20 protein-coding genes and 1 other annotated feature are annotated in these 23,730 nt (G+C 40.5%); of the genes, 8 read left to right on the top strand and 12 right to left on the bottom strand.

The window, feature by feature from the left end; all coding sequences use genetic code 11:
• Positions 1-9: 9 nt before the first annotated feature.
• On the top strand, positions 10-690 hold the full coding sequence (locus ACFQV5_RS13355) for a response regulator (protein ID WP_379247544.1): 681 nt from the start codon (positions 10-12) through the stop codon (positions 688-690).
• The gene (locus ACFQV5_RS13350) at positions 683-1,777 is read left to right on the top strand and encodes a sensor histidine kinase (RefSeq protein ID WP_379247542.1); all 1,095 of its coding nucleotides are present in this window, start codon (positions 683-685) and stop codon (positions 1,775-1,777) included. Before ACFQV5_RS13355 ends, ACFQV5_RS13350 begins: the two co-directional genes overlap by 8 nt.
• Before the next feature lie 104 nt (positions 1,778-1,881).
• Here the strand turns inward: ACFQV5_RS13350 and ACFQV5_RS13345 are convergent, their stop codons facing one another.
• Both ACFQV5_RS13345 and ACFQV5_RS13340 read right to left on the bottom strand, forming a co-directional pair.
• Complete coding sequence (locus tag ACFQV5_RS13345) at positions 1,882-2,997, bottom strand: ATP-binding protein (protein ID WP_483874801.1); 1,116 nt, start codon at positions 2,995-2,997, stop codon at positions 1,882-1,884.
• 268 nt (positions 2,998-3,265) lie between these two features.
• Entirely contained in the window at positions 3,266-4,075 is an 810-nt protein-coding gene (locus ACFQV5_RS13340) for a GNAT family N-acetyltransferase (RefSeq protein WP_379247538.1), read from the bottom strand.
• Positions 4,076-4,207: 132 nt separating this feature from the next.
• On the opposite strand from ACFQV5_RS13340, the gene ACFQV5_RS13335 reads away from it, so the two are divergent.
• Complete coding sequence (locus ACFQV5_RS13335; RefSeq protein WP_379247536.1) at positions 4,208-4,759, top strand: TetR/AcrR family transcriptional regulator; 552 nt, start codon at positions 4,208-4,210, stop codon at positions 4,757-4,759.
• 25 nt (positions 4,760-4,784) lie between these two features.
• Entirely contained in the window at positions 4,785-5,987 is a 1,203-nt protein-coding gene (locus ACFQV5_RS13330; RefSeq protein WP_379247534.1) for an MFS transporter, read from the top strand.
• A 72-nt stretch (positions 5,988-6,059) separates the two neighbouring features.
• On the opposite strand, the gene ACFQV5_RS13325 is transcribed toward ACFQV5_RS13330, so the two are convergent.
• Both ACFQV5_RS13325 and asd read right to left on the bottom strand, forming a co-directional pair.
• Positions 6,060-6,242 carry an H-type small acid-soluble spore protein gene (locus tag ACFQV5_RS13325; RefSeq protein ID WP_379247532.1) on the bottom strand — a complete coding sequence of 61 codons (183 nt, stop codon included), beginning with the start codon at positions 6,240-6,242 and terminating at the stop codon, positions 6,060-6,062.
• Positions 6,243-6,426: 184 nt separating this feature from the next.
• Positions 6,427-7,512 carry an aspartate-semialdehyde dehydrogenase gene (gene asd, locus ACFQV5_RS13320; protein WP_379247592.1) on the bottom strand — a complete coding sequence of 362 codons (1,086 nt, stop codon included), beginning with the start codon at positions 7,510-7,512 and terminating at the stop codon, positions 6,427-6,429.
• A 193-nt stretch (positions 7,513-7,705) separates the two neighbouring features.
• Positions 7,706-7,966, bottom strand: a binding site (T-box leader).
• A 192-nt stretch (positions 7,967-8,158) separates the two neighbouring features.
• Here asd and ACFQV5_RS13315 point away from each other — a divergent pair.
• Positions 8,159-9,025 (top strand): serine/threonine-protein kinase, encoded by an 867-nt coding sequence (locus ACFQV5_RS13315; RefSeq protein WP_379247530.1) that lies wholly within the window; start codon positions 8,159-8,161, stop codon positions 9,023-9,025.
• A 435-nt stretch (positions 9,026-9,460) separates the two neighbouring features.
• Here ACFQV5_RS13315 and nhaC read toward each other — a convergent pair whose 3' ends face one another.
• From nhaC to aroA, 3 genes are all read right to left on the bottom strand, one after another.
• A complete protein-coding gene (gene nhaC / locus ACFQV5_RS13310; protein WP_379247528.1) occupies positions 9,461-10,837 on the bottom strand; it encodes a Na+/H+ antiporter NhaC in 1,377 nt (458 codons plus the stop codon).
• Positions 10,838-11,158: 321 nt separating this feature from the next.
• The gene (gene aroC, locus ACFQV5_RS13305) at positions 11,159-12,214 is read right to left on the bottom strand and encodes a chorismate synthase (RefSeq protein ID WP_379247526.1); all 1,056 of its coding nucleotides are present in this window, start codon (positions 12,212-12,214) and stop codon (positions 11,159-11,161) included.
• A gap of 17 nt (positions 12,215-12,231) precedes the next feature.
• A complete protein-coding gene (gene aroA, locus ACFQV5_RS13300; protein ID WP_379247524.1) occupies positions 12,232-13,575 on the bottom strand; it encodes a 3-phosphoshikimate 1-carboxyvinyltransferase in 1,344 nt (447 codons plus the stop codon).
• Positions 13,576-13,684: 109 nt separating this feature from the next.
• On the opposite strand from aroA, the gene ACFQV5_RS13295 reads away from it, so the two are divergent.
• From ACFQV5_RS13295 to ACFQV5_RS13285, 3 genes are all read left to right on the top strand, one after another.
• A complete protein-coding gene (locus ACFQV5_RS13295) occupies positions 13,685-14,572 on the top strand; it encodes a LysR family transcriptional regulator (protein WP_379247522.1) in 888 nt (295 codons plus the stop codon).
• 119 nt (positions 14,573-14,691) lie between these two features.
• On the top strand, positions 14,692-16,236 hold the full coding sequence (locus ACFQV5_RS13290) for an L-lactate permease (protein ID WP_379247519.1): 1,545 nt from the start codon (positions 14,692-14,694) through the stop codon (positions 16,234-16,236).
• A gap of 13 nt (positions 16,237-16,249) precedes the next feature.
• A complete protein-coding gene (locus ACFQV5_RS13285) occupies positions 16,250-17,197 on the top strand; it encodes an L-lactate dehydrogenase (protein ID WP_379247517.1) in 948 nt (315 codons plus the stop codon).
• Between the two features lie 73 nt (positions 17,198-17,270).
• Here ACFQV5_RS13285 and ACFQV5_RS13280 read toward each other — a convergent pair whose 3' ends face one another.
• From ACFQV5_RS13280 to ACFQV5_RS13260, 5 genes are all read right to left on the bottom strand, one after another.
• Positions 17,271-19,652 carry a polyprenyl synthetase family protein gene (locus ACFQV5_RS13280; protein WP_379247515.1) on the bottom strand — a complete coding sequence of 794 codons (2,382 nt, stop codon included), beginning with the start codon at positions 19,650-19,652 and terminating at the stop codon, positions 17,271-17,273.
• Between the two features lie 231 nt (positions 19,653-19,883).
• Complete coding sequence (locus ACFQV5_RS13275) at positions 19,884-20,588, bottom strand: ABC transporter permease (protein ID WP_379247513.1); 705 nt, start codon at positions 20,586-20,588, stop codon at positions 19,884-19,886.
• A 12-nt stretch (positions 20,589-20,600) separates the two neighbouring features.
• Positions 20,601-21,503, bottom strand: a complete 903-nt coding sequence (locus ACFQV5_RS13270) for an osmoprotectant ABC transporter substrate-binding protein (RefSeq protein WP_379247511.1) — start codon at positions 21,501-21,503, stop codon at positions 20,601-20,603.
• A 45-nt stretch (positions 21,504-21,548) separates the two neighbouring features.
• The gene (locus ACFQV5_RS13265) at positions 21,549-22,214 is read right to left on the bottom strand and encodes an ABC transporter permease (protein ID WP_379247509.1); all 666 of its coding nucleotides are present in this window, start codon (positions 22,212-22,214) and stop codon (positions 21,549-21,551) included.
• A 1-nt stretch (position 22,215) separates the two neighbouring features.
• Complete coding sequence (locus tag ACFQV5_RS13260) at positions 22,216-23,379, bottom strand: ABC transporter ATP-binding protein (protein ID WP_379247507.1); 1,164 nt, start codon at positions 23,377-23,379, stop codon at positions 22,216-22,218.
• Positions 23,380-23,730 lie beyond the last annotated feature (351 nt).

Genomic DNA, 23,730 nt, shown 5'->3' with positions numbered 1-23,730 from the left:
CAGCATTAAATGAAAACAGTACTTGTCGTAGATGACGATCCAGAGATTCGAGATGTCATTCACGTATATTTGCGCAATGAAGGGTACCATGTCGTAGAGGCTGTAGACGGTCTGGAGGCGCTAGATGCAGTGAGTTCAACATCTATTGATCTAATCATTCTGGATGTAATGATGCCAAGAATGGATGGTATCCATGCTTGCCTAAAAATAAGAGAAATATCAAACGCTCCAATCATCATGTTGTCGGCCAAGGAAGAAGATATTGATAAAATTACAGGTCTAACTACCGGGGCAGATGATTATATGATTAAACCGTTTAATCCTTTGGAATTGCTTGCACGAGTTAAAGCACAATTACGGCGACAATCACTGATCGGAAAAGAAGAATACAATTCACTAATCCTTATCAAGGATCTTATTATTGATAAATCTAAACATACTGTCACGTTGAAAGGGAAAAATATATCTCTTACCCCGCTTGAGTTTTCAATTTTAGAATTGCTAGCAAGCCACCCTGGACAAGTATTTAGTACGGATAAAATATATGAAAGTGTATGGAAAGAACCATACGGGTATTCAGATAATACAGTGATGGTTCATATCCGAAATTTACGTGAAAAAATTGAAGAATCACCAAGAGAACCCCGATATATCAAAACGGTTTGGGGAGTGGGCTATAAAATTGACTGAACATATACAAAAGCCAAAAAAATCTAAAAGAATTCAGGTTAACATTTTATTGAGAATGGGGTTAAGTTTCGTTATTGCGGTTGCGATAAATGATATCCTTATTTTACTTTTCTTAAAGGTTGGTAGGGTAATGGATCGGAGTTGGTTCCTCAATTTCTTTCCTTATCTAATTACACCCTTGTATATCGGTATCTTTATACTTACTTTTTTCTTCTTAACAAGACAAATCGTCAAAGATTTAATCCATTTGGAACGCGGACTTGAAATCATATCTGAGGGTGATTTGAACTATCGGGTATCTGTTGATCGACAAGATGAGCTTGGACGAGTTGCGTTTAATATTAATCTCATGGCGGAACGTTTACAGCAGCAGATCGCAAAAGAACGAGAGTTAGAAAACACCAAGATGGAAATGATAACGAGCATTTCACATGACTTGCGAACACCTCTTACAAGTATTATTGGTTATATAGAACTCTTAAGAACAAATTCATTCCAGAACGAGGATGAATATTCGCGATTCGTCCAAAACACTTATAACAAAGCAATTCACTTAAAGAAGATGCTTGATGGTCTGTTTGAATATACCCGGCTAACTTCGATTGAGACCCGTTTGGACCTGCGAAAAATCGATCTATTCCAACTTCTCGACCAATTGCTTTTTGAATTTGAACCGATTGCACAAGAGAATGGCATCAACATTGTTAAAGAGATTGGAGATTCTCCTGTTATAACGCTCGTTGACAGCGAAAAGATTGCCAGATCTATCGATAACCTGTTAATGAACGCCCTTAAGTACTCCGTAAAACCGGGAACCGTTCGTATTGCCATGAGGGCCGATAATCAGAATATTATTATTGAGGTCGAAAACAAAGGAACCCCAGTTACGAAAGAACAAGAAAAAAAACTTTTCGAACGTTTTTATAAAGTTGACCATTCGCGAACTTGTGGAGGTATTCAAACAGGTGCTGGCTTAGGCCTATCTATTGCTAGAAACATTATTGAGTTGCATGGAGGGACTTTGACGCTCCATCACTTTAAAAACATTTATAAATTCATCATCAATTTGCCTGTAGAGCAACCATAAAATTCAGGCAAAAGAGAAGTCTAAGAAAGGCTAGATGACATGTGCGATTCTTGCACCCCTCTAGCCTTTTCACGATCATTGTTATGTATAATATTATTTCATATTCAACTAACGTTCAAAGATGCAGGGATGGTTAATAGGAAAGTCGTTCCCTCCCCCTTCTCACTATGAACCTCAATCCGTCCCTTCACTTTATTGATCGTACTATAGATCATGAGCATTCCAAGACCCGTGCCTTCTTCTTTTGTAGAATAATACGGTTTCCCAAGGCGGGATATCTCTTCCTTGGTCATCCCTATTCCGGTGTCTTGAATGCGAATCATAATATTATGCTTACATTCCGAAATATCGATCGTTAGCGTACCGCCACCTTTTTCTCTCATCGCTTCAATGCCGTTTTTGTACAAATTAATGAGGCATTGTTGAATTTGGTTCCGGTCATAACTTGTACTAAGTGAATTGTTAAATCGAAACTCCACTTCTACATTATGTATGGAAGCATAAGGCATAATGACACTTTTCGTATACTCTAATTCGGTACTCATATTGGAGAGCACCATGTTTACTGTTTGTGGCTTGGCAAAAGAAAGATAATCACTAACTATTTTTTCAGCCCGTTCTAGCTCCTGTAAAGATAATTCGATATATCTTTTCTCCTGCTCTGTTAAGGAGTTGGACTTTTTTAATAACTGTAGAAAACCATTCGTTACCGTAAGCGGATTTCTGATTTCATGGGAGACACTGGCCGCAAGTTCACTGACCACATTCAATCGATCGGATTGTATAATTCGTTCACGATTTTCAATATTCGTAATGATCTTCTCGATTAACATCATAAGGATGACCATCATCACTGTATTTGTCGTTAATGCATTAATAGAAAGGATCCAGATCTGCCAGTCAAAATGATCAATAATATAACTTAACATAATCAGGTAACATCCCATTGTAATAAAAGAAATTACCGTCGCAGTTATGATCCGACCTTTCGAACTTAACTTCATAAACTTTTTATTGAATAACGGTACGATAAGCAGAACGGCTGTTGAAAATAGAAAAGATTGAAAGATCCCTTCCCCGCCCACATAAAATCGAAGGATATTTAATACGACATATAACGGAATAACATTCTTATACCCTCCAAACAGAGCCACAATGATAAACGGTATATACCTTAAATCAAAGAAGAATCCAATTTCTAATCTAATGGGCATGATCATGCACAGACTCATTGCAACTGCCGATAATAAGACCAGTATCTTTTTACTATACGAATAGGGTCTATTTTCGAAGAAAATTAAGAATACAACTACGGGAAAGAGCAGATATAAGAAGTTCAACAGTAAGTTACTAAACATAGAGATGAATTCCTTTCAGGCTTTACTGTTAAAAATTACATGACAGATTTTGGCTCTCCCCTAAAGATTACACTAAACTGCGGTTATATGTATAGTTAATTGTATTAACGTTAGATATCCTTCTTCTTTCTTATATCGGAAATCCTACACAGCTGTATTGATAGTCCCGAACAAACCCTAATTTCTCTGCTATTCTTTTCGATCCTTCGTTATCTGACGTGCAGTCCCAGTAGGGGATGGACCCTTGATCTATAATTGTATTAACAACTCTAGCAGCCAGTTGGCGACCAAGTCCTTTATGTTGGTGTTCCGGTTTCGTTTCTATCCCTATTGCTCGTGTATCATTTGTAATAAAACTTGTATAGCAAACACTTACGACTTCATTTCCATGTAATGCGATATATCCAATACCCATGGACCGAAAATCATCCACACTCCCCCAAAATAAATCAATAGCATTCATAAATAATTGTTTGTTTTGTAGATCCGCGGCAAGAAACTCATCGATTACTACGGGAATAATATCGTATCCATCAATATGGGATACTAATAACTTCTCATTTTTAAAATATTTGAAGACATACTGAACCCAATGAGACAGCTCTCTCTCAGCAAAGATGTTATCAAGCTTCCACTTATCTGAACTTCCTGATATCTCAAAATAAAAAAGTCCTTTCGATTTCATTCGAGAAGAAAGATGATCGGTTATGTACTGATTGAGATGCTGCAGACATTCATGATTACTCTCATCTCCTATTAAATAAAAGCCTTGCATACCTTGACTCCATACTAAAGCTGTCTTACATCCAATTTTACAATCAACAAATATCCAACCTGGATTGTTCCCTTGAATAATAGATAGAACCTCTGGTTGAATAAATCCCGTTTCTAGAAGTGGCATAACCATATCAAAATCTTGTTTATTCAGCTCGTACATCATGATCCTTCCTCTCGAATATTAATTTCCGATACCAATTTACACTTTCACTAAAAAATGATAATATAACTGACGAACGTTCGTAAACAATTGAGGTGATTACAACTGAAAAGTAAAGAAATTAAAGATATCGCTTTGAAGTATTTTACAATCCATGGGTATGAAGGTGCATCCCTGTCTCAAATTGCTGAAGAAGTCGGAATGAAGAAACAATCTTTATACTCTCATTTCAAAGGAAAAGATGATCTTTTTCTGCAAGTATTACAAGAGGCTAAAGAAACCGAACTCTCTTCGAAACTACAATATTTGAGTAAAGTAGATGCTTATCATCCCCATACAGACTTATTAGGATATCTGCAATTGGTCATTGATCTATTTCAAAAGAACGAGTATTTAAAGTTTTGGCTCCGTATGACATTCTTCCCTCCGCTTCATTTAGCTTCAGCGATTGATGAAGCAGTCATAGATACGGAACATAAAATCCAAACCGTTCTTGAAGGCAAATTCCAAGATTGGATCAATGCCAACGTCATCATGAAGGACGATCCCTCAATCCCTACACTAGCATTCTTAGGCGTAGTTGATTCGATTATGCTAGAACTCGCATATGGGAATGATGACAAACGTTTAAACGACAAACTTAATGCCTCATGGACCGTATTTTGGAGAGGTATTTCGCAGCTATGAATTTACAAAAGAGAGGTCTTGCTTCATGAAGAAACCATTAAAAGAACAAAAAACAGTCTTACTCATTCTGCTTAGCAATATATTCATTGTATTTCTAGGCGTTGGACTTATCGTCCCTGTAATGCCTTCCTTTAAGAATATTATGCATTTATCAGGACAAACCATGGGTTACTTGATGGCCATCTTTGCATTGGCACAATTAATCATGTCCCCGCTGGCGGGAAGATGGATCGACCGTTACGGCAGAAAGAAAATGATTGTAATCGGTCTATTCCTATTTAGTATATCTGAAGTGATCTTTGGTTTAGGGACGCATGTCTCCGTACTATATATTTCCAGAATTTTAGGTGGTATTAGTGGTGCATTTATCATGCCTGGTGTTACTGCCTATGTCGCAGATATTACCTCGACTAAAGAACGACCTAAAGCAATGGGATATGTTTCAGCCGCGATTAGTATCGGCTTTATCATTGGACCAGGTATCGGCGGTTTTATTGCTGAATTAGGTATACGTGCACCATTCTACTTTGCTGCAGGCTTCGCGTTTTTAACATGTATTTCATCCCTGTTTATTTTGAAGGAGCCTTTAACCAAAGAGCAGCTCTCAGAAATTTCGAATCTTAAAAAAGATACCAGCTTTATAAGTGACCTAAAACGCTCGCTTCAACCGATTTATATCATTGCCTTTATTATTGTTTTTGTACTGGCATTTGGTTTATCTGCTTATGAAACGGTATTTAGTCTGTATTCAGATGATAAGTTTGGCTTCACTCCACGAGATATTGCCACCATTATTACGATAAGCTCGATCGTTGGGGTTGTTGTACAAGTCTTTCTATTCGGTAAAATGGTTGATAAACTCGGCGAAAAAAGACTCATCCAAATTTGCTTAATTGCTGGTGTCGCTTTTGCAGTAGCATCCACCATGATCAATAGCTATTTGGCCGTTTTGCTAGTCACTACTTTTATATTCTTAGCGTTCGATCTATTGCGTCCTGCCCTGACGACATTTCTATCTAAGACAGCAGACCAAGAACAAGGTTTCGTCGCTGGAATGAACTCGACTTATACAAGCTTAGGAAATATTGCCGGACCCGCTCTAGGTGGTATGTTGTTTGATATAAACATCAACTATCCGTACCTCTTTGCTGCTGTCATTATGTTTATTGGTCTACTCATTACGATGATATGGAGAGATAAACAACCATCGAATGGCTTGGTAAGATAAATAACAAAAAAGGAACTGGACATTAACCAGTTCCTTTTTTTTGTTATCTATCACATTTCACAACGACCTCGTTTAATCTTGTTCTGTTAATGTATACAAAGGCACTTCCCGCTCATCTTCGGGATTGTTCAGCGCATAAATGCGTGCCGTTTCTTTCTGCTCGTCCACATGTTGAATATAGATCGGTGTTCCCTCACACATGACATTCGCCATAAAGGGAGAAGATGCTATTTGTTGTGCTCTTTGGACATTCATAGAAACTAACCTCCCTTCCTAAGTACAGTTCGTCTTTACTATGCTCGGGGAAAATAGAGGATATACATTATCAAACACTTCATTTCTGTATTTCAAATGAAATGAGGTTACTCAATGGATTCACAAACAAAAGCCGATTTTCTCTAATCAGAAAATCGGCTTTGAAATATATAAATGTGTATGTTTACTTCGCTTGAATATATCCTTCAGCTTTCAGCAGTTCTGCAATCAGGACAGCACCGCCGGCCGCTCCACGCAAAGTATTGTGCGACAACCCTACAAATTTATAATCGTAAATGGAATCTTCACGCAATCTGCCTACCGAAACGCCCATACCGTTTTCAATATCACGATCTAGTTTCGTCTGTGGGCGGTTTTCTTCTTCAAAATACGTTATGAATTGCTTCGGTGCACTTGGTAGCTCAAGCTCTTGTGGTCTGCCTTTAAATTGATTCCAGCGCTCGATGATCTCTTCTTTCGAAGGTTTGTTCTCGAACGATACAAACACAGTCGCTAAGTGACCGTCAGTTACAGGAACGCGAATACATTGCGTTGTAATCACTGGTGCACTAGCCTTCACAATTTCACCATTCTCTACGCTACCCCAGATACGCAGTGGCTCTTGCTCACTCTTCTCTTCCTCGCCACCAATATACGGGATCACATTGTCAAGCATCTCCGGCCAATCCGTAAAGTTCTTACCTGCACCAGATATCGCCTGATACGTCGATGCAACCACTTGGGTCGGTTTATAGTCAAGCAATGCATGCAGTGCTGGAACATAGCTTTGAATAGAACAGTTAGGTTTAACCGCAATAAATCCTCTAGTTGTTCCAAGACGTTTCTTTTGTGCGGCGATAACTTCAATATGTTCTGGATTAATCTCCGGAGTAACCATAGGAACATCTGGTGTCCAGCGATGAGCTGAGTTATTGGAAATGACCGGTGTTTCTGTTTTGGCATAGGCTTCTTCTAATGCTTTAATTTCATCCTTCTTCATATCTACAGCGCAGAAGATAAAGTCAACTCCAGCCGCTACTTCTTCCACTTTCGAAGCATCCTGAACGATGATACTTTTCACGCTTTCAGGAATAGGATTTGGCATCTTCCATCTGCCTTGTACTGATTCTTCATATGTTCTGCCTGCAGAATTTTTGCTTGCTGCAATCGCTGTTACTTCAAACCAAGGGTGTCCATCCAGCAACTGAACAAATCGTTGCCCCACCATACCTGTTCCACCAACAATACCTACTTTAAGCTTTTCTGTCATTGTTATTCCAATCCCTTCAATAATGGCATTATGCATTCAGCATAATTACTGATCCACCCTAAGGAAAAAGGATCATGTAATATGCTTCTCTAGATAACTATTCAAGCCGTATGAAATGGTGTTCTTTTCTTACATTATTGCAGCAATTCATGTAAAGATGATTACAAAAAAATCCCACCCCCAAGACCTTGGTCTTAGGGACGAGATTTGAATACTCGTGGTACCACCCCAAATTTGCTAATATGTCGCCATATAAGCCTCATCGAGTACGGCATGAATCTTACATGCATATACTCTAGCTCTGTAACAGGAGCTCCTGGCACACCATCTACATTATGTTTCCGATGTGCTGCTCAGAGGCTTTGTTCGATAAGGGGTCCTTTACTCCTTCGCAGCTACCGGAGTTCTCTGAATAAGGAAATTCTTTATCTACTCTTCTCTTCATCGCATTTATGATTCCTATTATATATAAAAACTTTGGTCGGATAAAGACTTTTTCTAAAATTTGCTGTAGTCGTACAGAAATCAACTACTTTTTGATCAACCCAACATTTGAAATCGTGAATAACAACATATTCGTATAATCCAATTAAAACACTTATAATTAGGCTGAAATCGAAATATCAAAGGGGAGATATAAGTCGATATGCGCTTTTTGTTTTCTCTGAGCTCCTTTATTACCGCTTGGCGGGATTATCCGGCTGAGACAAAGACGGTGCTTGGGAATCGATATGTCGTTCAAGAGCTCATTGGTGAAGGAAGCTATGGACTAACTTATAAATGTATTGATAACAATAGCGGTGATATTGTAGCTGTTAAACAGGCAAGAGCGAGTAAGGGCAAAGACGCAAGACAATTGCTGACCCGTGAGGCTGTAATTTTAAAATCACTTAAGCATCCTCAAATTCCCGCATATAAGGATCTCTTCACTGAAAAGCGTCATACCTATCTGGTTATGTCTTATGTAAGCGGTGATACCCTTGAGGAATTAATATTTGAACAAAAGATTAAATTTAGTGAACACAAGTGTGTAAAGATAACAATACAACTGATGGAGATTGTTTTATACATTCACACCAAAGGTTACGTGCATCTTGATTTGCGGATCCCTAATGTTTTGTTTAAGAACGGTGTAATTCATCTTATTGATTTTGGCTTGGCTCGAAGGATTGGTGAACCTTCCCCCCTCAAGAAGTCAGCACGCACTTGGTTTAAAGATAGAAGCACTTTATCTTCAGGAGCATATAAAACCTCCGAGGAACTATCCGACCTTCAGGATATAGGGCATTTTATGTTGTTTATGTTGTACTCTGTCTTTGATCCAGATGCTGATATCAACGAATCAATGGAGCGGAGCTGGCAAGAAGAACTCGATCTGTCATCCCAAATACGGGAAATTCTCGAACACTTGCTGAACCTGCGAGAACCTTATAAGAGTTCTAAACATTTCATGGATGATCTGCGAAAGCTTGATCTTGATTACGATACTCAATACAGCTCCCAAACCATTTGATTCAGCAGATTCTTCTATGTTAATATCCGATTACAACACAAGAAATAACTGCAATCAAGAAAGGAGGATGTTTATAGTGTTGAAAAAATTAATCAATAAGTTTCTTCACTCCTCTTCTCACAGTCATGGACGAAAGCATTACAGCAGCTCCGCTAAACATTATGGAAAAAGATCCAGCAGTAACGTTTTTTCACGTCGTAAAGGCTCATCTTCGGATTACAAGTATAGGAAAGTGTCCCGTGGACATGGTTACTATAAAAATAGAAAGCACAGCTCAAGCTAAACATGATATCAATCGTCCTCATCCCTCTTCTTTTTGAGGGATTTTTTATTTAGAGATGCGATTCAATACAATCATATAAACAATAAAAAAGCCTTGCCCCTAATTAATTAGGAGACAAGACTTAAGATATTATAGATCCGTTTTAATTGACGCTATTCTTTCTCTCCAAGCGAATATCGCTGTAATTGAGGTATTAATGCATACGCAAATGTAAATAGCGGGCATAACCACAGAAAAGTTGCAAATGCAGCATATTCAATGACTGGCACACCAAGTGTAGTGGCGAAGAACACCCCACTAACCCCCCAAGGAATTAACGGATTAACGAGCGTACCGCAATCTTCTAAAGTTCTTGATAACGTCTTAGCTGGGATATTTCTTCGAGTATATTCATCTTTAAACATCTGGCCTGGCAAAAGAATCGATAGATACTGTTCTCCTGTCATGCCATTCACAGCAATAGATGATGCTCCAGTCATCATAACAATGCTGCTCTTTCTCTTCAATGGTTGAATAATACTCCGGAAGAACGCTTCGATTACTCCACAATGCTGTAAGAGCCCTCCTAATGATAGAGCAATTAAGATCAGTGATACAGATCCCATCATCGATTGTAATCCACCACGATTGACGATGGAAGCCACGGTTTCATTGGCAATCGAGCTCTTGTATCCGTTCTGCATTGCGCTGAACCAGACATCGATAGCCGTCTGATGTTGAACAAGAGCAGTCACTAGAAGACCCGTAACGATACCGACTACTAATGTCGGAAGGATTGGTATGCGCTTGAAAGAACATACAATAACAGCTAGTGGTGATATCAATGTTAACCAATGGATCTGAAACCCTTGATCTAGAGCCACTTTGATCGGATAAATTGATGACAAATCGATATTATTGCTCTGAGGAACAAGCAAGAAAAAAATAGTTGTCAAAATAAGGGCTGGAACCGTTGTGTACATCATGTTTCTAATATGCGTGAACAAAGATATGCCGGTAACTGCGGGAGCAAAATTCGTTGTATCGGATAATGGAGACATTTTGTCACCGAAACAAGCACCACAGACAACGGCCCCAGCAGCCAGAGTTGGAGATATCCCCGTTGTTAATGCAATCCCCATGAGAGCGACACCGACTGTACTAACTGTCGTGAAGGAGCTTCCCGTAAACATCGAAACGATTATCGTTACATATAGTGCGCTGACAGCAAAATAATTCGGTTCAATATAATCCATTCCATAGTATAAAATTGTCGGTACAGTTCCACTCATCATCCATACCGCAATGAGAATACCAATGAGTGATAGGATGAGAATCGGCATAATAGCCGTTTGAATACCTTGAATAATTGCAGATTCGATCTTTTTCCACGAAAAGCCGAACAAGCGTAATAATGTCGCAGTACCGACAGTTGTGGCGAGAAGCGGAATATGCGGTTCCGCTTTTAATAGAAAGATGGATACAAATAATAAGGCCAGAATAAAAATGATTAGAAACATACTTTTTGAGAAACTAAGTTGGCGGTTCATGATGTAAGAGCTCCTTATACTATGTCTTAGATGTATAACATTTTTCGCTTTGATACTTTCACGCTTTTTTGCTTTTTTGCTTTTTTGCTTTTTTGCATTGAAGTACAGAGGTAATATTAAACGATACGTATAGGTAGCGTCAATGTTATAGACATCCAAAAGAGGTTAATTCATCTAGTAGAAAACGATCATTTATATAATTCTATTATTAGAAGCAACATCAAAATCGTTTGTAATCAAACAGATATTAGCCAAAGCAACCATGATCTTATCGAGAGAACAAAAAAAGCCTGATAAATCAGGCTTTGATCTTATTCTTATCTATGCATGCATAGCTGCTTGGCGTTTATAGTGATCTTCCAGGACCAAACAAGCCATCGCTTCAACAACGGGAACAATTCTCGGGCAAATGCAAGGATCATGTCTACCTACTGTCTTAATCTCCTGTTCCTCTCCGTTTACATTAATCGTTCTCTGAGCAACAGAAATAGAAGATGTCGGTTTAACACTGATTCGGAATACGATGTCCTGTCCTGTACTGATTCCCCCAATAATTCCACCTGAATGATTACTTAGAAAACCTCCACTGTTCATTTCATCATTATGCTCGCTGCCAAGCATCGATGCCGCTGAGAACCCCGCTCCAAACTCGATCCCTTTGACTGCACCAATGGAAAGCATGGCCTTTGCCAGTTCAGCATCCAACTTATCGAATGCCGGCTCACCCAGACCCGGATCAACTCCTCGAATATGGCATTCAACTATGCCTCCGCAGCTATCTCCAATCGCGGCTAGATTTTCAATCTTTTCAATCATTTTTGCTGCTGCCACAGGATCACAGGCTCGAACCGCATTATGTTCAATAACTTCTTCATCAAAAGTTTCACACTTGATCCCTCCGATCTCCCGAGTGAAAGCAAGCACTTGTACCCCTCTTTGCTCTAATAACTTTCGAGCTATAGCACCTCCCGCAACTCTGGCCGCTGTCTCTCTTCCCGATGCACGTCCACTTCCCCGCGGGTCGCGAATTCCATATTTCTGTAAATACGTATAATCTGCATGTCCGGGCCGGAAGGAGTGCTGGATATCATTATAAGCTTCCGGTCTCATATCATGATTATAAAGAATGACTGAGAGTGGAGTTCCCGTCGTCTTCCCTTCGTATACTCCTGATAATATTTGGACAATGTCATATTCCTTACGTGGAGATGTTACGGAAGACTGACCTGGTTTTCTCCGATCCATCTGTATTTGAATATACGATTCGTCAATTTCAACTCCAGGCGTTACTCCGTCCACGATGACCCCCACCGCTGCACCATGAGATTCCCCGAAGGTTGTTATTTTAAACATTTCACCGAATGAATTACCTGACATATTATAGCACTCCTCACCTAGTATTTAATTTCTACGCCTAGCTGCGACAATTGTTCAAAATAATTAGGACATGTCTTGGATACACACCCAGGGTCCATAATACCTATGTTCTCTACCTTCATCCCAATTAAGGATAGAGCCATCGCCATGCGATGATCATCATAAGAATCTAACAATGTGGCTACAGGCTGACCAGGATAAATGGTCAGACCATCGTGATGCTCTTCGACATGTAGGCCAAGCTTGGTTAACTCAGCACATATTGCGGAGATCCGATCACATTCATGATGCCGAATATGAGCCGCATCTGTTAACGTAATTGGTCCATCAGCGAATGGCGCCATGGCTGCAATTGTTAGGGTTTGATCAGACCATTTCTTCATGCTGATTGTAAATCCGCCTTTTAACTGCTTCACACCTTGCACTTCCACAAAGTTTTCACCTCGAAGAACGGTGCATCCCATTAATTCTAATGTATTTAACATTTCAATGTCGGGTTGGCTTGTGCTATCAGCAGAGATCCCCTCAATCCGAACACAACCGGCTGTAAGTGCGGCCAGAGCCCAGAAATAACAACAAGTTGAGACATCTGGTTCGAGAAGGACAGATTGAGCTTGGTACCTTCCTGTAGGAATATAGATCGTCTGACCATCCTGTGAGACTTTCGCTGTGATACCAAATGAACTCATCATATCAAGTGTCATTTGAACATAATCCCTTTGTACAACTTCTCCGTCAATGTGTAAGACTACTTGCTCTTTGGCATAAGGAGCTGAAATAAGTAGCCCGCTAATAAATTGACTGGAAGTAGAACCAGGAAGCGTTACCTCACCACCACGCAGTCCGTCTGCTCTAATCGTGAGTGGCAAACAGCCCTCTGCCTGATTGAATGTAATATCCGTACCAAGCGTGATAAGTGATTGCAACAAAGGTGCAATCGGCCGTTCACTCATTCGCTTACTTCCAGTCAGAGACCATGATCCCTTTCCTACTGCTAGTGCTCCTGGTAAGAAACGTGCGATCGTACCTGCGCTTCCTACATATAGCTCACCAGATGGGTTTAGCCAATTCCCTGCGGAACCTTGGATATAAGCCGTCTCTCCTTCAACCTCCACTTCCACACCTAGCTTCCGTAATACATCTATACACCAATAAGAGTCATCACTTTTCAATATTCCGTTTATTTGAGATCTTCCTTCTGCTAATGCAGCAATGATCAGTGCTCGATTTGTTAGGCTTTTACTCCCTGGAACTCGAATTTTCCCATTGATAACTGCCTTCGGAGGATTGATCTTCACCATTTGTTTATCGTTATTTGTTGACCACGGGGAACGAGCTTCTAAATCGGGTTGATTGACCATCTTGTAGTCCAACTCCTTGGTATTAATGATATATCTCGATTATAATGAGATATATGAAATAAGTGAAATTGGATTTTTGTTATTTTGGTATAAAGGTGGTCTATGACATATGATCAATTTGGAATGGTATCGAATATTTTTACATACAGCCCGTCATCGAAATTTAACCAAAGCAGCTAAGGAATTACACATCACTCAACCTTCTGTAAGCTATGCCATTAAACAGATGGAAGAAGCTATGGAACTTAAACTGTTCCACCGATTATCTAAAGGGGTCGAGTTAACAGAGGAAGGCCTCGCGCTGTTTGAGTATGTCGAGCAATCATTTGGCATGCTTGAGTCCGCTCAAATACATCTTCAAAATCTTAAACAATTAACAGAAGGAGAAATCCGAATCGGCGCAAGTGATTCGCTAATCAAACATCTCCTGCTACCTCATCTTAATGCGTTTCATCGTAAATATCCGGGAATACGGATCCGGCTGTCACATGGAAAAACACCCGATATCACACAGCGATTAAAAGCAGGAGAAATCGACTGCGCCCTTCTCCACCTGCCTGTTCATGATTCGCAATTGAATATTCAAACCTTAGCTGTATTAGAAGATTGTTTTGTCGTGGGTGAAACATATAAAGGAATGGCTAATCGTTCGCTTACAGCCAATGAACTTGCTGAGTTACCTTTAATTTTCCTTTCAGAGGGAAGCAGCACAAGAATATTTATCGAGCAATGGTTTGCAGCTAAAGGATTAAGCGTTAAGCCTGATATTGAATTGGGGAGCATAGATCTATTAGCGGAGTTTGCGAGATTAGGTTATGGTGCTGCTTTTATCAGCCGCTCTTTTGTACAGCAAGAACTTGACCAAGGAAAGCTGTTTGAACTACATATAGAAGATTCTCTCCCACCTCGAAGCATCGGTTTTGCGGTACGCCTTGATATGCATTTATCCATAGCGGCAGAGAACTTCGTTCAAATTCTTCGTGCCGGCATTGAATAACTGCGGTTGACTTTTTTTCCGAAAAATCACCAAACGTGCATAAAACAAACTAGCCTTCACATACTACTACCGTACTTTCATTGGTACGGTATTTTATTTTGTGTGAGGTGGACAAGCCGATGATTTGGAATCAATCGTATGACCCTATGAACAACATCTGGTTATCTGCTTTAATGGCAGCAATCCCCATCTTATTTTTTATCGTTGCATTAACAATCCTTAAACTCAAAGGACATATTGCAGGGATATTAAGTATAGTCGTTGCTGGAGTTATTGCCACATTCGTTTATGGGATGCCCGTATCTAAGGTGATTGGAACAGGTTTATATGGAGTTTTGGCTGGGATTTGGCCTGTTGCTGCCATTGTGTTGGCCGCAATATTTTTGTACAAGCTAACTGTCAAAACAGGAAAATTCGAGATCATCAAAGACAGTATCACATCCATAACTCCAGATAAGCGAATTCAAGTTCTGCTTGTTGCGTACTGTTTCGGGGCATTCTTGGAGGGGGCAGCAGGATTCGGTGCACCGGTCGCTATTACTGCTGTAATATTGATTGGCTTAGGGTTTAAACCATTACAAGCAGCCGGATTGTGCTTGGTCGCAAACATTGCAGGTGGATCATACGGCGCTATGGGTATACCCGTTACTACACCAGCCGCATTAACTGACTTGTCTCCACTAGATGTCGCTGCTTACACCTCATATATTATTCCAGCAATCAGTCTTGTCATTGCCTTTTTGCTCGTGTTTCTAGTCGATGGATTTCGTGGCATTAAAGAGACATGGCTAGCTACTTTAATATGTGGCGGGGTTTTTGCAGGGGTTCAATACATCACTTTGAATCTGATCGGAGCCGTATTGGTTGATATTTTGGCAGCAAGCATAAGCTTGATCGCTTTAACGATCTTCATGGTTGTTCGCGAAAAAGGTGGTTACAAGAGTGATCTGAAAAAGGTTGCATTTGCATGGCTTCCTTTTATCATTCTGACCGCATTAGTGATTCTGTTCTCCCAGGTTACCTTTAATAATTTGATTATAAAAATGCCTATACCAGGCGTACACAATCAAATCATTAAGCATCCTCCGATCGTTACTGAAGAGACACCATACGCAGCCGTGTTCAATTTAGATTTATTCTCCTCAACGGTTACAGCGATTGTTCTAGCCGCATTGTTAACGATTTTAATTTTCCGTATACCAGGAAAAATCGTTAAAGAGTCAGCGGCGGATACAGTTAAGGAATTGCTATTTCCAATCATTACAATTTGTAGCGTCTTAGCATTTGCGTATATCTGTAATTACTCTGGGATGTCATCAACTTTAGGATTGGCATTTGCATCAACCCAAGGATTGTTCCCTTTATTCTCTCCAATCCTTGGATGGATCGGCGTATTCTTGACTGGATCGGTTGTAAACAGCGGCTCATTATTTGCGCCACTGCAGTCGGTTACTGCTACACAAATTGGGATCGAACCCGCCACAATGGTTGCTGCGAACGTCATTGGTGGAGACATGGCAAAAATGATCTCGCCGCAATCCGTCGCAGTTGCTGCCGCGGCAGTAGGGTTAACTGGCCGTGAGAATGAGCTCTTTAAATTCACCATCAAAATCAGCATTATATTCCTTTTGATTGTGGGAATAGTAAATCTGATTATTTATTGAGGAGGACGAATAGATGAATAACAAAATTAGTCGAGTTGTGTTAATAGGTACAGGTGCAGTTGGATGCAGCTATGCTTATTCAATGATTAATCAAGGCATTGCTGAAGAATTAACTTTGATCGATCTTAACGAAAAACGTGCCGAGGGTGAAGCGATGGATTTACAACATGGTATGGCATTTGCCACCACACCAACACGCGTAACTGCTGGCACCTATGCTGACTGTAAGAATGCAGATTTAGTAGTCATCACCGCAGGCGTACCGCAGAAAGATGCGAGTGAGACCCGTTTACAACTGCTCGAGAAAAACGCCAAGGTTATGCGGAGCATTGTACAAAGCATCATGGCAAGTGGGTTTAATGGAATTTTTCTAATTGCATCTAATCCCGTAGATATTATGACTTATGTCGTATGGAAAGAGAGCGGTCTTCCAAAAGAGCGCGTTATCGGTTCAGGCACAACGCTGGATAGTGCACGTTTCCGGGTTATGCTCGGAGAGTTCCTTGGCGTTGATGCGCGAAATGTTCATGCTGCGATCATTGGCGAGCACGGGGATAGCGAGGTTCCTGTATGGTCGAAAGCAACGATAGGGATTGAAGATTTAGACAAAATCGTTGAACAGAAAAACATTAAACAGTCCGATCTCGATAATATATTTATCAATGTACGGGATGCAGCTTATCATATCATTGAACGTAAAGGTGCGACATATTACGGAATCGGTATGTGTTTAACACGGATTACTAAGGCGATATTTGCGGATGAAAACAGTATTTTACCTGTATCCTGTCTTATGGAAGGACAATACGGGCAAAACGATCTATATTTAAGTAATCCAGCAATTATCAACCGGAAAGGTATCAAAGAGGTCCTTGAAATTGATCTTAATGATACGGAGCGCGAAGCGCTCAATAAATCAGCATCTGTGATGAAAAGTATGATCGCTGAGTTATATAAGTAAGAATCGAACACACGGTTAGGCTATATGACAAAATAGGACCTCTTCACAACTAGCTGAAGAGGTCCTTTGTTTTTTACCAATCTCGATTAATGAGATAATTCAATAAATGCTTCAGAAATGAAATATTCCTCGGCATTTCCTTCAAAGCGTCCATCGCTTGGCAATAATGTTCCCACATTTCTTTACTTGCGCCTTCCTGTCCCAGAATGGTTACAAATGACGAAGTGTTATTCTCGATATCTTGACCGGTAGGTTTGCCCAGCAGATTCAGATCTCCTTCTAAATCAAGCAAGTCATCCTTTATCTGAAAGGCTATGCCTGCATGATAGGCAAACTTTTTCAATATTGAAATTTCCAACTCCGGAACTTGAGCAAGTATAGCAGGCATGACAAGTGATGCTTCAAAAGCGATCCCTGTTTTGTAATAGCAGATCATGTTTAATTGTTCAAGTGTCAGCGCTTTTCCTTTGGATTGCAAATCCATTGCCTGCCCCATACACATCTCGCCCGCTTTTTGCGACGAATATTTCATTAACGCGACAACAGCATTAGGATCAAATCCGCTTAGAGATGCTTGTTCTTCCATTGCTTTCTGAATTAGGTACAGACCGGTTAATTCCGCTGTTGAGCTGTTATGTACCTGATGAAGCGTTGGACGTCCTCTGCGTGTAGGTGCATTATCTTGGGAAGGCAAGTCGTCGAAGATCAAGGAAGCCGTGTGCATAAATTCTAGCGATCTAAGTAGTGGTGCGATCTTCGCTGCATCGATACCATACTCATTTACACCCATGAACCAGGTCAATACAGGTCTTAAACGTTTGCCATCTCCTTCTAGACTATAATTTGCAGCATCGATAAGAGGCTCTAGCATAGGAGAGATTCCCGTTGGTTTCGAAATTGGCAACAAATCATTTATCTGCGCACGAACTGTCTTGATCGTATTCGAGAAGAACTCTTTTTCTTCTTGCTCCTGTTTCAGAACAGTCACCATCTGATCACGAAGTAGTTTATCAAAGAAGTCTACATCGTCCGCTTTGCAAACCATGCGCTGGATTAATCGATTGAACTCGGGGTTCCCAGATGCGAACACTTCCATAATTTCATTATATTTCAGAGCTCCAATCCGTTCCTTACATCGTTTTAAGCCGTTAATCGCACGATCGAGTAATACTTCACGAGCCTTATGATCTGACTGATATACATTATGAATCAAATGGGAAATGACCGCCCAATATAATTCAAAGGGATTCACTAGATCCTTTCGCTGATTTCGATATTTTAAATAATACGTATAAGGTGTTACCGATTCGTCTCTCATGTCATCAAACAAATCCGCAAAATCATCTGCCAATTGATTATAGATGCCGTAATAGAAAGTCCGGTGATCAAAGCCTTCATCAGTAGGAGCGCTTATAACGGATCGGACAATCAAGCGGGAAGAAGAAGATTTTAGAATAACCGGTAGATACAGCTCTTCATTCGTGTATTTTGCATTTGAAAGATCTTTAACTCGATCCTTATCTTGAGATTGAAAGAACACATAGGATTGCTCGAAGAATATTTGCTGGGTATTCGGTCGCTGATGCTCCTTTATACACTCAAAGGCATCTCGTAACTCCGAATGTATGAACTGGATCATTTCTCTGTTCTCTCCAGTCCATTCCCCGAGTTCCGGAACCGTTCCTGTGAGAAGTGTAGTGCGTATCATTTCAGAGTATTGCTCTTTCTCTTGTGGGGTAAGAACCCCGGAGTCAAGCAGATCATCGATATAGGGATAGGTAAGACCATAGGAATAACCTAACCTAATAGCTTTATCAAGTCTTAAAGAACGTTCCGCAGGTGATGTATCTTCATCCATTTCTTCAATCACATGCATGACAACACCAATGATTATTTTGATCAGTTTGCGCTGAGCGTGCTCCGGATTCATCTCCTTAGGCAAGTGGTTCGATACATGCTTAAGTTTACCGATTACCCAGATCGCAGCAGTTTCGACCCGTTCTTTCTGTGCCCATTTATAAAATCCAGACACACTCATATAATTCGGTTGGTTATCAGAAGGAGATTTAGAGGAATAGATCAAGTGTTTCTTGATATCGTTCACCAATCGCTTCGCTCTATTCTGTGTATGTTCAGAATCCAGTGTTTTGCCTAAATCTCTCATATACATATAAGATACACTTCGATCTAAGTAATCATCCAGCTTACCTGTATAATCCAGCCAGCTCAAATATCGATGATAATCTCTAGAATCTGGCTTTCTCTTCTTCCCTGAAAAAATAGATAACCATGATCGATGAACATGTTTCTTTTTCCACAATTGAATATCTTTTGTTAGGTTGGAAATGTACGTTTTGTCCCTAACCTCTGCATATAATGTTGCAAAATACTGAGCTGCTTTCTGTTCAGCCTCCTGATACCATAGATCAGCTTGATCTGTAACTTGTTCATTCATCGATGGATTACCTCAACTTCTATTTTTGTTAAACATGTATGCAAATGGAGATAAATTTAGTTCTCCTTTGACGAATATAAATTATATTATAAACCGTACGAGCTTCGTCGGATCATGTTCACATCTTAATACGTGAAAATACCCACAGGGTTACGAATTCATTTTGGAATTTTCAAACAATAAAAGAAGCCCCTTCATACGAAGGAGCTCCTGTTTAGAGTACTGATACTATCATATATTCATATTTTGTGTCTTGGCAGGTAATGGAGCAGCACCAACAGACTTTCGTTTTGCTAAATCCATTTTACGCTGCAACATTCCTAAGACCAGATCTGCCAGAACCGCTAGAACTGCAGCAGGAATAGCACCCGCGAAGATTCGAAGAGAGTTATTACTATTCAGCCCTGCATATATCTCACGGCCCAAACCGCCTCCCCCCACGAGAGGAGCAATCGTCACCACACCAATAGCAATGACAGCTGCAATACGGAGACCCGACATGATATAAGTGAGTGCAAGCGGAAATCGAACTTTCATGAGCAATTGGAGAGGACTCATACCAATTCCTTTTCCAGACTCAAGATAGCTTGGATCAACCTGTTTTAAGCCAACATACGTATTACGTGTGATTGGGTTCAGTGAATACAGGAAAAGTCCTACCATTACCGTTTTTGTTCCAAGTCCCATCCATAACATAAGAACCACCAACATAGCTAGACTTGGTACGACCTGAAGGATATTTGTTATAAACAAAATAACCTTGGCTGCCCATTTATTTTTGGAACAGAGGATGCCTAGAGGCACTCCGATGATGACCGCCAATCCCAGACCGATCACCACCATCGTAATATGCTGAATAAAATATTCCCAGAGCATCTCTTTATTTCGTGATATATAAGATATAAAATCCGTAAATGTTAGATGTTCACTTTCCATACGAACCCTCCTTTAGCCTTTCAAGAGACCTTGCTCTTTCAAATACGTGATTGCAACTTCCCGCTCACTCTTCTTCTCAATGTCCACTTGATAATTTAGAGATATCATCGTATCTGCATCCAGGTTACCGATTAATGGCGCAATAGCATCTTGAATTTCAGGATATTTATTCACAAGATCCGAACGCAATACTGGGCTCGCATCATATGGAGGGAAGAATTGCTCGTCATCTTGTAATGTCTGCAAATTGTATGCTTTAAGCCGCGAATCCGTAGAATACGCCAGAACGATATCGACCTGCTCATTGGCTACCGCGCTGTATACCAAACTGATTTCCATGGGGAACACTTGACCAAATTTGATGTCATAAGCTTTAGAGAATGCCGGATATCCATCCGTGCTTCTCTCCAGCCACGTGGTATCTACCCCAAGTTTCATACTATCCATGTCTTTTTTAACATCGGAAATTTGAGTATACCCATTCGCTTCAGCGAGTTCCTTTCTTACCGTAAACGCGTATGTGTTCTCGAAGCCAAGAGGATTCATCCAGGTGAAACCGAAGTGTTCCTGAAATCCTTCTTGGGCTTCCTGCAGAACCTCTTGGCGGTCCTTGGTACCACTGATCGCAAAATGATTATTGAAAATTTCACCCGTATATAATGTAGACATCTGAACATCGTCTCTTTTCATTGCATTAATAACTAGTGAACTCGATGCAAGATCCGGGATAATATCCACATTTAGATCGGTGTTTTCTTCAATCAGTGCTTTATACATTTCAGCAAGAATCTTTGTTTCCGTATAGGTTTGAGTCCCTATCGTGATTTCGCTTTGGATTCCACAGGCGGAAGTTACAGAAGCAATCACAATGGTGCAGATCAATACAGCTATAACTTTAAGCTTATTCAGTTTCATCACGTCCCTTATTCAATCTGATTCTCTGCATCTGGTAGGCATTAATCATATAGCCGCGTCCCTAGTCTGATTCTGGTGGTAGTGCTTGCTAAGCCAACCCTCGATCAGGCCAAGCAATCCATCAGCTACAAGAGCCAGCAGAATAGCACCAATCCCGCCAATGAATATCATTTCGGGCTTGTTTACGCCAAGTCCTGATACAATGAGTTGGCCAAGCCCCCCAGCACCAATCAAGGATGCGAGTGTTGCCCAACTTATGATGTACACCGTCGTAATACGGATCCCTGACATGATATAAGGAAGCGATAAGGGTAGTTGAATTTTTATAATCGTTTGGGCTGAATTATATCCCATTCCCCTCGCAGAATTGAGAACGCCTTTATCCACAGATTTAAAACCATCATATGTATTCCGTAGGATCGGCATTAGGGAGTACAGAAATAGCGCCAATATGGCTGGTTTCATACCAATGCCAAGCAGCGGAATCAGGATAGCCAGAAGCGCAAGGCTTGGGACTGTTTGAAACAGATTTGCAACGAAAAATACGATACTATTTATCCACCTTACCCGGTTGTAAACGAGCAAAATACCAATCGGGACTGCTACTATCGCCCCTAGAATTACAGCAGTGAACGATAGAACTAAATGCTCCTGTAATGCTTTTAGAATATCCGGATAGCGATCCGTGATAAAACTCCAGAATGCACTCATATCACTCATCCTCTCCATTCAGCAGAGGAGGGACCATTGTTGGATATACTTCGGCCAAATGTTTTACCACACTGCCTCTTGTAATTAATCCGAGGAAACGATTATTGCCGTCGATAACAGGCAGATTACTCAGCTGATGACTGTCCATGATTTCAATTGCCTGAGGAAGCGTACTTCCAGAAGAAACAGAATAACGGACTGGATGCATAACATCAGCCACGGTCTTACCTTCCTCGCCGTATTGGTCAAGAACACGGTAGATCGACACCGCACCTTGAAGCTGACGGTTACGATCCACGATCAAAAGTGAATCAACACGCTTCATTTCCATCATCTTGATGGCTTCAGCTAATCCCCTGCCCGGAAATGCAGTAACCGGATTCGTTATCATCACTTCATCTACAAGCGGGATTTCATAGGTATTTTCACTTTCATTTTGCAGTCGTTTTGAACCGATGAAGTCACGTACAAAATCATTTGCAGGATGCCGTAAAATGGAGTCTGGTCTACCCGTTTGAATCACTTCACCATCCTTCATCAGAATGATGGTGTCTGCAATCTTAATCGCTTCATCCATATCGTGTGTAACAAAAACAATCGTTTTATGGAGGTCTTGTTGAAGCCTTATCAACTCATCTTGAAGTTGTTCACGGCTAATGGGATCTAGTGCCGAGAACGGCTCGTCCATTAGAATGATGTCTGGATCAGCCGCTAGCGCGCGTACAACACCTACCCGCTGCTGTTGTCCTCCACTAAGCTCTGAGGGATAGCGACTTCCATAAATGCTGTGATCCAGTCCAACCATGTCGAGAAGTTCATTCACTTTTAAATCTGTTTTATCCTTATCCCATTTCTTCAAGCGTGGAACCACGCCTGCGTTCTTGGTGATATTCATATGCGGAAATAATCCAACGCTTTGAATGACGTAACCGATATTGCGCCGCAGTTCTACCGGATTCAATCTTGAGATATCCTTACCGTCAATCAATACTTTACCCGAAGACGGTGTATTAAGAGCATTGATGAGTTTCATCGTCGTCGATTTTCCACATCCGCTCGGCCCGATCAGAACAGTAATTTCTCCTTTTTTGAATTCGAGATTAATGTCTTTCAGCGCATGAAAGCCATTATCATAAACCTTGTTCACATTCTCAAGCACTATCATTCAATCGCCCCTTTGTATGCAATATCCATATTATCGGAGCATTTGACATATCATCCATTTGAGAACCATAAACAATTGAAAGAATAGGTACTTACAACGTTGAGGGAAAGCCGCAGCTTTATAATATAAAGACAAGTCCAAGCAAGTTAGCATTAACAAAAATGGAAAAGGATTATTACACGATGGCAATAGATTATAGAGGGAATTATGGGGGAACTAAAAATTCAAGCCAAAATCTTCGCTACAACGGTGACTTACATACCAAAAATTCATCATTATGTGCTATGTAGCTTGCCAAATCCTCGTTACATCCATTCAAAACATTCTGAGTCTATAAGCAGCCCCTGATTC

The organism is Paenibacillus sp. GCM10028914, assembly GCF_042666275.1.
GTDB lineage: Bacteria > Bacillota > Bacilli > Paenibacillales > Paenibacillaceae > Paenibacillus_AQ.
Note: the sequence above shows the minus strand (reverse complement) of the source record. Positions and strands in the feature narration are given on the sequence as shown.

Excerpts from the sequence above, each read along its gene's own strand:
- ACFQV5_RS13355 (WP_379247544.1), top strand. The coding sequence starts at position 10 with ATGAAAACAGTACTTGTCGTAGATGACGATCCAGAGATTCGAGATGTC.
- ACFQV5_RS13345 (WP_483874801.1), bottom strand. The coding sequence starts at position 2,997 with ATGATCATGCCCATTAGATTAGAAATTGGATTCTTCTTTGATTTAAGG.
- ACFQV5_RS13340 (WP_379247538.1), bottom strand. The coding sequence starts at position 4,075 with ATGATGTACGAGCTGAATAAACAAGATTTTGATATGGTTATGCCACTT.
- ACFQV5_RS13330 (WP_379247534.1), top strand. The coding sequence starts at position 4,785 with ATGAAGAAACCATTAAAAGAACAAAAAACAGTCTTACTCATTCTGCTT.
- ACFQV5_RS13325 (WP_379247532.1), bottom strand. The coding sequence starts at position 6,242 with ATGAATGTCCAAAGAGCACAACAAATAGCATCTTCTCCCTTTATGGCG.
- asd (WP_379247592.1), bottom strand. The coding sequence starts at position 7,512 with ATGACAGAAAAGCTTAAAGTAGGTATTGTTGGTGGAACAGGTATGGTG.
- ACFQV5_RS13315 (WP_379247530.1), top strand. The coding sequence starts at position 8,159 with ATGCGCTTTTTGTTTTCTCTGAGCTCCTTTATTACCGCTTGGCGGGAT.
- nhaC (WP_379247528.1), bottom strand. The coding sequence starts at position 10,837 with ATGAACCGCCAACTTAGTTTCTCAAAAAGTATGTTTCTAATCATTTTT.
- aroC (WP_379247526.1), bottom strand. The coding sequence starts at position 12,214 with ATGTCAGGTAATTCATTCGGTGAAATGTTTAAAATAACAACCTTCGGG.
- aroA (WP_379247524.1), bottom strand. The coding sequence starts at position 13,575 with ATGGTCAATCAACCCGATTTAGAAGCTCGTTCCCCGTGGTCAACAAAT.
- ACFQV5_RS13295 (WP_379247522.1), top strand. The coding sequence starts at position 13,685 with ATGATCAATTTGGAATGGTATCGAATATTTTTACATACAGCCCGTCAT.
- ACFQV5_RS13290 (WP_379247519.1), top strand. The coding sequence starts at position 14,692 with ATGATTTGGAATCAATCGTATGACCCTATGAACAACATCTGGTTATCT.
- ACFQV5_RS13285 (WP_379247517.1), top strand. The coding sequence starts at position 16,250 with ATGAATAACAAAATTAGTCGAGTTGTGTTAATAGGTACAGGTGCAGTT.
- ACFQV5_RS13280 (WP_379247515.1), bottom strand. The coding sequence starts at position 19,652 with ATGAATGAACAAGTTACAGATCAAGCTGATCTATGGTATCAGGAGGCT.
- ACFQV5_RS13275 (WP_379247513.1), bottom strand. The coding sequence starts at position 20,588 with ATGGAAAGTGAACATCTAACATTTACGGATTTTATATCTTATATATCA.
- ACFQV5_RS13270 (WP_379247511.1), bottom strand. The coding sequence starts at position 21,503 with ATGAAACTGAATAAGCTTAAAGTTATAGCTGTATTGATCTGCACCATT.
- ACFQV5_RS13265 (WP_379247509.1), bottom strand. The coding sequence starts at position 22,214 with ATGAGTGCATTCTGGAGTTTTATCACGGATCGCTATCCGGATATTCTA.
- ACFQV5_RS13260 (WP_379247507.1), bottom strand. The coding sequence starts at position 23,379 with ATGATAGTGCTTGAGAATGTGAACAAGGTTTATGATAATGGCTTTCAT.